13 protein-coding genes are annotated in these 11,619 nt (G+C 58.2%); 6 read left to right on the forward strand and 7 right to left on the reverse strand.

What is annotated here, in order from left to right; translation table 11 throughout:
- Positions 1-24 precede the first annotated feature (24 nt).
- A complete protein-coding gene (locus FIV05_RS22255; RefSeq protein WP_152511006.1) occupies positions 25-435 on the forward strand; it encodes a VOC family protein in 411 nt (136 codons plus the stop codon).
- A 66-nt stretch (positions 436-501) separates the two neighbouring features.
- Here FIV05_RS22255 and FIV05_RS22260 read toward each other — a convergent pair whose 3' ends face one another.
- Together FIV05_RS22260 and FIV05_RS22265 are read right to left on the reverse strand one after the other, a co-directional pair.
- The gene (locus FIV05_RS22260; protein WP_031268819.1) at positions 502-993 is read right to left on the reverse strand and encodes an Lrp/AsnC family transcriptional regulator; all 492 of its coding nucleotides are present in this window, start codon (positions 991-993) and stop codon (positions 502-504) included.
- 158 nt (positions 994-1,151) lie between these two features.
- Positions 1,152-1,796 (reverse strand): uracil-DNA glycosylase family protein, encoded by a 645-nt coding sequence (locus tag FIV05_RS22265; protein ID WP_055653842.1) that lies wholly within the window; start codon positions 1,794-1,796, stop codon positions 1,152-1,154.
- Between the two features lie 130 nt (positions 1,797-1,926).
- Here FIV05_RS22265 and FIV05_RS22270 point away from each other — a divergent pair, with 130 nt between their 5' ends.
- Positions 1,927-3,483 (forward strand): HAMP domain-containing sensor histidine kinase, encoded by a 1,557-nt coding sequence (locus tag FIV05_RS22270; protein ID WP_022999494.1) that lies wholly within the window; start codon positions 1,927-1,929, stop codon positions 3,481-3,483.
- A gap of 43 nt (positions 3,484-3,526) precedes the next feature.
- On the opposite strand, the gene cobT is transcribed toward FIV05_RS22270, so the two are convergent.
- Positions 3,527-4,552, reverse strand: coding sequence for a nicotinate-nucleotide--dimethylbenzimidazole phosphoribosyltransferase (gene cobT, locus FIV05_RS22275; protein WP_152511007.1), 1,026 nt, complete (start codon positions 4,550-4,552; stop codon positions 3,527-3,529).
- Between the two features lie 106 nt (positions 4,553-4,658).
- On the opposite strand from cobT, the gene cobS reads away from it, so the two are divergent.
- The 4 genes from cobS (at position 4,659) to FIV05_RS22295 (ending at position 7,730) form a co-directional block, all read left to right on the forward strand.
- On the forward strand, positions 4,659-5,531 hold the full coding sequence (gene cobS, locus FIV05_RS22280; RefSeq protein ID WP_152511008.1) for an adenosylcobinamide-GDP ribazoletransferase: 873 nt from the start codon (positions 4,659-4,661) through the stop codon (positions 5,529-5,531).
- 79 nt (positions 5,532-5,610) lie between these two features.
- Positions 5,611-6,765: an alpha/beta hydrolase gene (locus tag FIV05_RS22285; protein ID WP_209009751.1), complete on the forward strand. Its 1,155-nt coding sequence runs from the start codon at positions 5,611-5,613 to the stop codon at positions 6,763-6,765.
- Positions 6,766-6,837: 72 nt separating this feature from the next.
- On the forward strand, positions 6,838-7,020 hold the full coding sequence (locus FIV05_RS22290; protein ID WP_209009752.1) for a DUF1289 domain-containing protein: 183 nt from the start codon (positions 6,838-6,840) through the stop codon (positions 7,018-7,020).
- Positions 7,017-7,730: a TIGR02281 family clan AA aspartic protease gene (locus FIV05_RS22295; protein WP_152511010.1), complete on the forward strand. Its 714-nt coding sequence runs from the start codon at positions 7,017-7,019 to the stop codon at positions 7,728-7,730. Before FIV05_RS22290 ends, FIV05_RS22295 begins: the two co-directional genes overlap by 4 nt.
- 25 nt (positions 7,731-7,755) lie before the next feature.
- Here FIV05_RS22295 and dusA read toward each other — a convergent pair whose 3' ends face one another.
- From dusA to FIV05_RS22315, 4 genes are all read right to left on the reverse strand, one after another.
- Entirely contained in the window at positions 7,756-8,757 is a 1,002-nt protein-coding gene (gene dusA / locus FIV05_RS22300; RefSeq protein ID WP_152511011.1) for a tRNA dihydrouridine(20/20a) synthase DusA, read from the reverse strand.
- A 132-nt stretch (positions 8,758-8,889) separates the two neighbouring features.
- Positions 8,890-9,591: a 4'-phosphopantetheinyl transferase superfamily protein gene (locus FIV05_RS22305; RefSeq protein ID WP_152511012.1), complete on the reverse strand. Its 702-nt coding sequence runs from the start codon at positions 9,589-9,591 to the stop codon at positions 8,890-8,892.
- Positions 9,592-9,702: 111 nt separating this feature from the next.
- Complete coding sequence (locus tag FIV05_RS22310) at positions 9,703-11,343, reverse strand: cyclic peptide export ABC transporter (RefSeq protein WP_152511013.1); 1,641 nt, start codon at positions 11,341-11,343, stop codon at positions 9,703-9,705.
- Positions 11,344-11,389: 46 nt separating this feature from the next.
- A complete protein-coding gene (locus tag FIV05_RS22315) occupies positions 11,390-11,599 on the reverse strand; it encodes an MbtH family protein (protein WP_152511014.1) in 210 nt (69 codons plus the stop codon).
- Between the last annotated feature and the right edge of the window lie 20 nt (positions 11,600-11,619).

Raw genomic sequence — 11,619 nt, forward strand, 5'->3', positions numbered from 1 at the left:
CTCCTTCATCAAAGGAGGTACGACATGTCTCATGAAGCAAGTAGAATTTATCCCGTTTTCCGGTTCGGCAATGCCAATGCGATGATCAAGTGGCTCGCAGATTCATTCGGGTTTGTCGAACACGAAGTGCACAGGGACGACAACGGCACTGTGGTGCATGCAGAGCTGGCTTTTGGTTCAGCCATGATCATGGTCGGTCAGGCCCGCGACGACGCTTTTGCAAAGATCATCGGGCATCCGGACGGCCCTTGCGGCAAGGCAATCTATCTGGCGGTGGAGAATGCCGACAAACTGTTCGACCGCGCCACTGCTGCTGGGGCGACAATCCTGGAGGGGTTGACGAACCGGGACTACGGCAGCCGGGAATTCATTTGCCAGGATCCTGAAGGAAACATCTGGAGCATCGGCACCTATTGGCCCAAAACGTCCACGTGAACCAACCAGAAGAATGAATGAACCTGAGGGGTTCGCTGGCCGGAACGGAACGTGTTGCCGGCCAGTTCACTTGTCCCGGTCGGGTTTAGGCTTTTCCGGTGCCACATAGCTGAGAGGCAAGGCCGTGGTGTTCTTGATCTGCTCCATGGCGAAGGTGGTCGAGACATCCGAGATGTCGATCCGGGAAATCAGCTTCTTGTAAAAGGCGTCATAGGCCTCGATGTCCGGTACGGCGACACGCAGCAGATAGTCGACCTGACCTGCCATCCTGTAAAATTCGACCACTTCGGGAAACTCCCGGATGACATCGGCGAATTTCTTCAGCCAGTCTTCGGAGTGCTGGCTCGTGGTAATGGCGACGAAGGCCGTTACCTTCGCATTGACCTTTGCCGGGTCCAGCAAGGCGACGCGGCCGGTGATGACCCCGTCTTCTTCCATTTTCTGGATGCGCCGCCAGCACGGCGTGGTCGACAGCCCCACCCTGCGGCCGATTTCAGCCACCGGAACGGTACAATCTTCCTGGAGAATGGACAGGATGCGACGGTCGATACGATCAATCATGAATTCAAGATCCGGCCAGGAGCAACAGAGATTCCCGACCGCGCAGTCCGCAACATGTTGGGAAATCATTTTCATTGAAGATAAAAACTCGTAACGGAGTTTCAATGAAAATGTCAATTCTCACCGAAATGAGAATTATTTTCGAATTTCAGCAATTAGGGCACCATTGTAAGGCGCTGAACCTCGCCTCTCAGAACCGGTAGCAGCTCGGTTTCAAACCACGGGTTCTTTCTCAGCCACGCATTGTTGCGCCAGGAAGGATGCGGCAACGGCAGGACCGCCGGTTTGCCGTCCATCTGCCGAGCGAAATGCTGACGCCAGTTCGACACTGTCTCGGTAAGGGATTTCTGGCGGTTTGAACCGAGATGATAGGCTTGGGCGTATTGGCCGATAACCAGCACCAGTTCGATCTGCGGCATGGCGGCAAACAAGCGATCATGCCAGGCCTTGCGGCATTCGGTGCGCGGCGGCAGATCGCCCCCTTTTGCGTCCAGTCCAGGAAAACAAAACCCCATCGGCACGATAGCCAGTTTACCGGCGTCGTAGAAAATATCCTCGTCGATGCCCATCCAGTTTCTCAACCGGTCACCTGAGGGATCGGTGAACGGTCTGCCGCTCTGGTGAACGCGTGTGCCTGGCGCTTGTCCGCAGACACAAAGCCTTGCTGTTCCAGACACTTGCAGAACTGGTCTGGGCTCATGCGGCAATGCCGACTTTTCAGGTTTCTCGACGCAGATGCGGCACGACCGAACGTCAGCCGCAAGTCTGTCGAGTGTTTTCGAATTCGTCTTTTCTGACAATGAGTTGCACCTTGGCACAGCCTGTTAACACTTCCCTTACCACGATCTTGAGGACGATCTTAAGGAATGGTGAGTCAGGTTGAATAAACACGCGGCAGCGCGATAACAAAATCAAAACTTTGGGCAGCAAATGGCATCGGTTGCGTCAGAAACCGGCGACGACAAAGTCACCATCAACGAACAGCGCGCCAAGCGCCGTCGTGAGATGGCGCGCTCGGCCAACGATGTGCGCAGCCGCCTTGGTACGCCTGAAAACTGGTACACGTCCTTCGATCTGGAACGACAGCATCTGTTTGCCGACACCCGCATCAACGCGGCCTACGCAGTACCACTTCTCGCCCTGATCGTTGCCGCAATCTCCGTTCTGTGGATCAACCCGCTCTTCATCGGCGCCTGGTTTACGGCGACGCTTTGCACCCACTTCATGATGGTGATCACCAGCCACTCCTACGAGAAGGCTCCGTCCGACCAGAAAGCCCGCATCTACTGGCGGCGCAGGTTCGCCTTTGGTGACTTCGTCTATGGCTGCAGTTGGGCCAGCTTCTTTCTGCTGCCCCAGACCAGCGAATCCGGCGACGGGTTTGTCATCTTTCATTTCGCGACGCTGCTGATCGTGGTTGCCATGAACACGATGCAGTCGGCCACCCTGCCGAAATGTCTGCTTGCCAGCACCTTGCCCATGACACTGATCGTCACCGTCAGCTTCCTGCAGCAGGTGAACCCGATCCACTATACGCTCGCCGCCATGGCGATCGGCGCGCAGGGTTTCTTCCTGATCCTGGGCAACCAGCTTCTGAAGAACGCCAACACGATGCTGGAATACCGGGCCGACAAGGATCACCTGATCGCCGAGCTGGAAACTGCGAACGCGATGTCCGACGAAGCGCGCCGCCGCGCAGAAGCTGCCAACCTTGCCAAGTCCCGCTTCCTGGCCACGATGAGCCATGAACTGCGGACACCGCTCAACGCCATCCTGGGGTTTTCCGAAATCATGAAGGATGAAGTGCTCGGCAAGATGCACAACAAGAACTACCAGTCCTATGCCGAAGACATTCACGGCTCGGGACAACACCTGCTCAACCTGATCAACGAAATTCTGGACCTGTCCCGCATCGAGGCCGGTCGGCACGAATTGCATGAGGAACCGATCTTCCTGGACGATATCGTCGAGGAATGCGGGACCATGATGAAGGTTCGGGCAAAGGCCAAGACGATTTCGCTTCACCACACCCACGAGCCGGACTTGCCGCGCGTTTGGGCGGACGAGCGAGCGCTGCGTCAGGTGGTGCTCAACCTCCTGTCCAACGCCGTGAAGTTCACACCGGTGAACGGCGAAGTCTGGATCAAGGTCGGACCAACGTCAGATGGCGGACAATACGTCTCGATAAAGGATACGGGCCCCGGCATTCCGGAAGACGAAATTCCGACGGTGCTGGAAGCTTTCGGTCAGGGGTCTCATGCTATCAAGACGGCAGAACCCGGGACAGGTCTTGGCCTGTCCATCGTCCAGGCGCTGATCAACATGCACGACGGCAAGTTCTCGCTGAAGTCCAGGCCCGGCGAAGGCACGGAAGTGATCGTCACCCTGCCGAGAGCCAGGATCATGAACTATTCGCCGGATGTCATCTGGGTGGACCCGAACGACAAGGACAGCGGCGTACCGTCCGGCAAGGCAAGATCGGCCTGATCCGCATCAGCGGTTTCAGGCCGCTTCAATTCCTGAAAGAGCTTCAGTCGTCTTTTTCGGACACACCGGCGTCCGCAAAGGTGGCCATGCCGGAGTGCATTTCGGCGGCTGCCTTGGCAATACCTGCAGCGAGCGCAGCACCGGAGCCTTCCCCCAGACGCATGCCAAAATCGAGCAGCGCATCCTTGCCCATGTGCTCGAGCACCTTCGCATGGGCCTGCTCTGCTGAAACATGGGCGAAGAGGCAGTGGTCGAGACCGGCCGGGTCCATCGCATAAACAACAGCGGCAGCAGCCGTCGTGACAAAGCCATCGACAATCACCGGAACGCGCTGCAGGCGTGCGGCAATGATGAGGCCGGTCATGGCTGCAATCTCGCGGCCACCGATGCGACGCAGGATCTCCAGCGGATCACGTTCGCCGTTCAGTCGAGCAACTGCTTTTTCGACAGCATCGCGTTTGCGGGCAAGGCCCTCGTCGTCAACGCCGGTACCGCGCCCGATCCAGTCTTCAGCCTTGCCGCCGAACAGCGCATTGATAACCGCAGCAGCGACTGTGGTGTTGCCGATCCCCATTTCGCCAAGACAGATCAGGTCAATCCCGCCGGCAAGCGCTTCCATGCCGTATGCCATGGTCGCAGCGCAATTGGCTTCGTCCATCGCGTCTTCCCGCGTGATGCTGGGGGTCGGCATGTCGACGGCCAGGTCGAACACCTTTAGGCCGATGTCATAAGCGCGGCAGATCTGGTTGATTGCAGCGCCGCCAGCCGCGAAGTTCTCGACCATCTGCCGGTTGACCGCACTCGGAAATGCGGACACGCCTTCATCCGCAACCCCATGGGCGGTCGCGAAGATGCCGACCATCGGCCGCGTGATCTTGGGCGGAGCCTTGCCGGACCATGCGGCCAGCCATTCGGCAATTTCCTCAAGCCTTCCGAGCGAACCGGCAGGTTTGGTCAACTCCGCATCCCGGGCCTTCACCCTCGCGAGCGCTTCCTCGTCCGGCCCCGGCATGGATTTCACCAGATTACGGATATCGTCAAAGGGCAGCGCGGTCTCGGAGAGGGACATGTTCTTTTGGTTCCGGTTGTTCGCGGCCGTCGAGCGGCCACTTGGTCTCGCTTAGCCGCTGTTCTATAACTTCGCCCGGTAAAAACTCAAGCACGGGACCGGCCTGATGAGCTCTGAAACCGACCAAGGGCCTGATTCACAGGCTGAAACGCGGTCCGGAAAAACCTGGGATCGACACCAGGTCTGGCTGCACGGGGGCAAGGCACTCGCCGCGGACACGGCAGCTTGCGTACGATTCTTCTCCCGGCTTCCCCTGCCTGCAGTCAACACCGAAGACGACCCGATGTCCCCTCCGGACTTTGTTCGGATCGCCCGTGCAGCGCCTCTGGCTGGTGCAATCATTGCCCTGCCTGCGGCCGGCGTTGGTGTTGCGCTCGGTTTTACTCAACTGCCACTTCTGGCCGTTGCAGTTCTCCTGACCGCGGTTCTTGCGGCAACGACCGGAGCCCTTCACGAAGATGGCTTGAGCGACGTAGCCGACGGCTTCTTCGGCGGTGCAACCCGCGAAAGACGGCTCGACATCATGAAGGACAGCCGCATCGGAGCCTTTGGGGCTCTCGCCCTGATGATCTCGGTACTCCTGCGTACCGTCCTGCTTGCAGCGCTATGGCAAAAATTCGGGCCGGCTGATGCAGCGCTGCTTTTTCTGGCGGGAGAAGCCCTCAGCCGGATGCTGCTTGTCTGGCAGTGGCAATGTCTGCCATCAGCAAGACCTGAAGGGCTCGGAGCTCGCTTTGGAAAACCTTCCCGGTCGACCGTGCAACAAGCTTTTCTTGTGACGTTGCCCGTGATGCTGCCTGCGTTCTTCCTGCTCTCCCTGCCGGCCTTGCTGCTGGCTCTTGCCATCGCCACCGCCGCAGCACATGCGACCGGCCGGCTTGCCGTTTCCAAGATTGGCGGAGCCACTGGCGATGTTTTAGGCGCTGTTCAACAACTCACCGCTCTTGGCTTTCTTGCAGGGATGCTTATGGTGCCGTGAGTAGCGGATAGAGGCCTTGGTGGCGGGAATGGCTCACATGTCAGTATCGGGCAATTCAGTTAGACGAGAAGCAACAGGTTTGCGTGCAGCAACCCTGTTGATCGTTTTTGCCATCTTGTCCGCCTGTTCCGGAAGACCGGAAGTCGGAGCGCTCGCGCTCAACGAAGACCCGGTCGTTGGTGCCAGGGTGAATGATATCCTGATCGTCACCACCCGCCAGCGGGACGACCGCCCCGACACCTATTTCAGCGGTGAGCGTTCAGCCGCGGTCAATTACGCGGAAGCCTCGATTTCGGTACCGCCGTCTCACAAACCGGGCCAGATCGAGTGGCCCGAAAGTCTGCCGGGAAACCCCAAGACCGATTTTGTTGCGCGCAAAGCCGACTACATTGCCGACAAGGCCGCCTTCCGGCGTTCCGTCAACGCCAGACTTGCCAGTTTGCCGCGCGGCGAACGCGACATCATGCTGTTCATTCACGGCTACAACACTCGCTTTCCGGAAGGGCTTTACCGGTTCGCGCAGATTGTCAACGACAGTCAGTTCCAGGGGGTACCAGTTCTGTTTACCTGGGCCTCACGCGGCAAGCTTCAGGATTACGTCTACGACCTCAACAGCGCCGCGATTGCTCGCGGAGCCCTTGAAGAAACGCTTGTGGAACTTGCCAAGACCAATGCCGACAACATCACCATCCTCGCCCACTCCATGGGCAATTGGCTGTTGATGGAAACCGCGGTACAGGCACGACCGGAGAACCGCCGGCTTGTCGCAAAGCATGTCAACGACATCGTTCTGGCAGCACCCGACATCGATATCGACCTCTTCAAGTCCCAGCTCAAGCGGATTGGCCCGATGCCCCGGCCCTTTACCGTTATCGTTTCGCGTGATGACAAAGCCCTGCGCATCTCGCGCACCATTGCAGGCGGCAAGGAACGAGTCGGGGCTTTTTCCAACGATCAGGAACTGGCGGAACTCGGTGCGGTCGTTATCGATGTGACCGAGCTTGAATCGCTGGACAGCACGAACCATTCGAAATTTGCGCAGCTCGCACAGCTGCAGCCTGACTTGCGCAAGGCACTAGGCAGCTCCGCTCTCGGGTCCAGTGCCGACCACAACCGTGGCGCCAATCTTGGCGACGACCTGGGGTCCTTTGTGGGCACCACGGCACAGGCAGCTGTTACCTTGCCGATCAAGGTCATCACCGCGCCGTTCACCTATGCGTCAGGCGGCTATTGATCCGGTCGTTTTTCGCTGTTTTCCGCCCATTACAGTCTTGGCAACGCCACAATCAGCGGCCATATGCGCTTCATGAAGTCACCTTGTATCAACATCTGCCAGATCGACGCCAAATCAGGCCTTTGCACAGGCTGCCTGCGCACTCTTGACGAAATCGCGTCCTGGGCGAGTTACACCGAGGCCAAGCGCAACCAGATCCTCGCAGAATTGGCGAACCGGCCTCAGCCGACCACTCCGCCCGGAGTGCGCGGATGAACAATCGCAGAAACTACCGCGGCCTGATGGTCGTCATTCTGGTGCTGGTCATGGCAGTTGCCGCTTTCTATGCGTTTTTTGGTGACCCGACCGACCCGGCGAATGTCAATTTCGATGATACCGGCCCCCGGGTTGTTGCCCTTTCCGCACTCGCCTTCGTTTTTCTGGCCAGTTTCCTGTTCGGCCAGCCGAAAGCCCGCGAAATTCTGCACGGCACGGTTTTCTGGGGTGGGTTCTGTGCCCTGCTCGTTGTCGGCTATGTCTACAAGGCGGAACTGGTTCAGGCGGGTTACCGCGTTCTTGGAGCTCTGGCGCCTGGACTTGCCGTGACCCAGCCCGACGGCACCATTCTGATAGTCCGCGATGCTGGCGGGCATTTTGTGCTGGATGGACGCATCAACGGTGCCCGAGCAGAGTTTCTGCTTGATACAGGCGCCAGTGCCGTTGTCCTGACCTATGAAGACGCGCTGCGTGCCGGCTACCGGCCACAAGACCTGACATTTTCAGTACCGGTTTCCACCGCCAACGGCCGTGCACTGGTCGCGCCGGTAAAGATCGACACGATCACGATCGGCGATCACACACTGCGCAACATCCGCGGTTTCGTCGGGCGTCAGGGGACGCTCGATTCCAGCCTTTTCGGCATGACCGCACTTGATCATCTGCGCAGTTGGCGCATCGAAGGCGACAAGCTGATCATGACGCCTTGAGCGGATCGGGAACCGCGCGATAGTCCTATTCGGCTGCCGCCAGTTCGGCTCCTGCAGGACTGACCGCTGCAAGCGCCTTTTCGACCACTTCCAGACCAGCACCGGGCTTGATCGCCTCCACTGTCAGAATGCGCCGCCAGGACCTAGCCCCCGGACGCCCGTGGAACAAGCCCAGCATGTGCCGCGTCATATGTGCCAGCTTTACGCCCTTGCCCAGTTGATCTTCCAGATAAGCCATATGCGCCTTCACTGCATCCCAGGGCGAGATGTCCGGTCCGCTGGCGCCATAGAGCCGCCGGTCGACCTCTCCCATGATCTGCGGAGTGTGATAGGCAGCACGGCCAAACATCAGGCCGTCCAGGGTCTCCAGGAACGGCTCCGCCTGGTCCAGCGTCTGTAAGCCACCGTTGAGGCCGATGAACCTGTCCGGCAGACGCTGCTTCAGGCGCAGAACCCGCTCATAGTCGAGCGGCGGAATGTCCCTGTTTTCCTTTGGGCTGAGTCCCTTGAGCCAGGCCTTGCGCGCGTGTACCCACAAGGCATCTGCACCCGCAGCAAAAACGGCATCTGCCATGGCGTCAAGCGCCGCTTCAGTGTCCTGTTCGTCGACACCTATCCGGCATTTCACGGTTACGGGAATATCGACGGCGGCCTTCATGGCCTCGACACATGCCGCCACCAACGCCGGTTCTTCCATCAGGCACGCGCCGAAGCGGCCGGACTGAACCCGGTCGGACGGGCAACCCACGTTGATATTGACCTCGTCATAGCCAAAGTCGGCAACAATCCGCGCGGCTTCCGCCATGTCCTTCGGATCAGATCCGCCCAACTGACAGGCAACCGGGTGCTCAATATCGGAAAAGCCTAGCAGATGCTGCCGGTCGCCATGGATCACCGCACCAGTCGTCACCATCTCCGTATAGAGCAGCGCATGCCGCGTCAGTTGCCGATGAAACGCGCGGCAGTGGCGATCCGTCCATTCCATCATGGGGGCGATGGAAAACTTATGCTCTTGATACTTTTGCATTTTTCTTCAACTGCAAGGAACTGGTTCCGGACGTCCACCGTCCAGGCTGGACACGCAGTGAGGTGCGTTATCCAAGCTTGTTCTCATGTCGATCGACTTTAGTAGACGCGAAATAACAAATTTCGGGGCTTTTCAAAAGCTCCGCATTTCACAAAGGGTGATTTCAACGTCCTTAGCGTCTATTCCGCCAAAGACCGCCAGCGCGACACGCCAGTGCCCTGGACGCCGGCGGATCTGGAAGGAACTGGCCGGACGGCGGAGGTCGGGCGGCGCGGAAATTGCGATATCCCGATCGTCAGCCAAGGTGAAGCTGACGGTGGTCAGATCGGCTGAAATGCCTAGGCCGACAGCTTTCAGATACGCCTCTTTCAGGGTCCAGAAATCCAGAAATCTGGAAGTTTTGTCAGCTCCTTCAACCTTCGCCAGCTCTTGTCTTTCTCCCGGTGAACAGACGTCGCGCATCAACATGTCTACTTCGACCGCGCGCTGATCCGTTTCCGCGTCAATGCCGATCACGCCTTCCCTCGTCACGGCGCAGGCAACCAGGCCACGTGTATGCGTCAGGCTGAAGTCGAGTTCCGACCGACCGGCGACTGCCGGCTTTCCCGTAGCCATTGGCGCGAACTGCCAATCGCGCGGTGCCGTACCGGGTTCCAGATCACTCAGGGTTTTCCGCAGCAACGAATGTGCAAGCGCGTAGTCCTTCCGGTCCTGATCGAAATGAAACGCGCGAAACCGCTGAAGTTCGTCCTCCGAGAGAATTTCCAGCGCAGATTCGAGATCCTCGGAGCTGCAGCTGGCCGTCTCCAGAATGATCGCCTTGGTGCCTGGCAAGTTAACTCCCGGATCTTTGGAGATGGTAATCGGAGGGCAGACTGTTTCACCCTGTTGAGAAGTGACCTGGACACTGGCCAGGCTCTACCGTCAAGAACTCAGCCGACGGTTTCATACCGTGGCATCAGCCGGACTGGACACCTTGCTGATCCTGCCTTCTTCCATCCAGACGATCTTGTCTGCAACATCGAAGTACCGGTCGTCATGCGTGATCGCGATGACGGTGCGGCCCTCTTTCTTCAGTTTCATCAGGAAATCGGTATAGAACCAGCGCCGATACTCCGGATCCTGATCGGCGGCCCATTCGTCAAAGAGGTAGACATCCCTGTCTTCCAGCAGGGCAACGACCATGGCGAGCCGCTTTCTCTGGCCGGTGGACAGGTTCGTCGTGCTGAACCGGTTGTTCCGGTAGTGAACCTTGTCGTCCAGCTTCATGTCTTCCAGCAGATCGTAAAGCTTCTGCTCGTCCGACAGATCCACACCATATAGCCGGTCGAAGAGGTGGAAATCGGAGAAGATGACCGAAAACAGACTGCGAAATCGGTCGATGTTTTCAGGTTTGACGACCTTGTCGTCCCACGACAGATAACCACCATCCGGCTCATAGAGACCGGTCAGGATCTTCGCGAGGGTCGACTTGCCGCTGCCGTTGCCACCAACGATGAAGACCATTTCGCCCGATGCAATTTCCAGGTCACACGGCCCGATCGAAAACGGGCGATCGCCATCTTCGCTATGATAGGTGTAGGCGATCTTCTTCAGGGATATGCCTTTGGAAAGCCTTGCCTGCCGCACTTCGCTGCGCTCATCCATGGCTTCGCTGTGTTTTTCCAGAAGCTCTTTCAACTCCTCGATATTGGAGACCGCCAGATTGGCGCGCGAAACCACTGGCAACATGCGGATGATCGAGGTGATCGCACCGCTGGCAAAGACGATCACCGTGACAATCTTGCCCGGGATCGAGAGATCCGACACATAAAACGGTATGGCAAAGACCAGCGTTCCCATGAGCGTGTAGAAGAAGACATCACTGACAGACTGGCCATAGTTGAAGGAGCGGCCGGATTCCACCCGTAGATCCTCGACCTGCTCCGACCGCGGAATGATGTAGTTGTGGAAGAGATCGTCGCTGCGCTGCGCGTTCAGCTTCACTTCCTTGAAGCCGCTGAGAATGTTCTCGAAGCTGTTGTGAAAGGCCTGTTCGCTCAGGCTTGCCTGGCGCATCAGTTCCTCCGCATCGCGGTAGCTCTTGCGATAGAAGAAGATGGCGCCGGCCAGAAACGCCAGCGTGACGACAAAGGCAAGCGGCGAGAGATAGCAGATATAGAGCGCCGACATGACCAACTGCATGACGAAATAGATCAGACCGACAAGCGCCGGGGCGGTTTCCTCGATTGTCTGATGATCACGACCAACTGCTGCCCTGATACGGGTCAGGCCGATTTCTTCGACGGTTGCAAGGTTCAGACTGCGGACTTGCGCGGTCACCCTGATCCGCAAGCGACACAGATAATCGGCGATGATTGCGGTTGCCATGTTGAGGGCGCGATTCATCGTGAAGAGAACGGTCGCGCAGCCCAGCACGAAGAGACCGAGATACTGCCACTGCAGACCGGTGTTCTGCTGATAGTTCGTCACCGCGTTGATGACGGCGATGATCAGCCCCATGACCAGCCCGGGCACCAGGGAAAGCAGCAGGAAGGTGCGTTTGCTGTCGCCTGCTTCACGATACAAAAGACGAAAGAAATTCATCGAAGACCAGGCGCTCCAGGTGGATCATCACCGCTTGAGAAATATGTCAGTTCAGGGCAGCATCCCGAAGGCTTTTCGGGCGGATATCGGTCCAGTTGGCGTTGACATAGTCCACGCAGTCCTGCCGCTTTCCGGGGCCGAAGACCGACCGCCAGCCATCGGGAATCGGCACGAAATCGGGCCAGAGAGAATGCTGTTCCTCGTCATTCACCAGCACATGGAAAATGCCGTCCGGATCGTCGAATGGATTTGTCATCGCCGTCTCTCCCAACCTTG

The organism is Labrenzia sp. THAF191a, assembly GCF_009363335.1.
Classification (GTDB): Bacteria; Pseudomonadota; Alphaproteobacteria; order Rhizobiales; family Stappiaceae; genus Roseibium; species Roseibium algicola.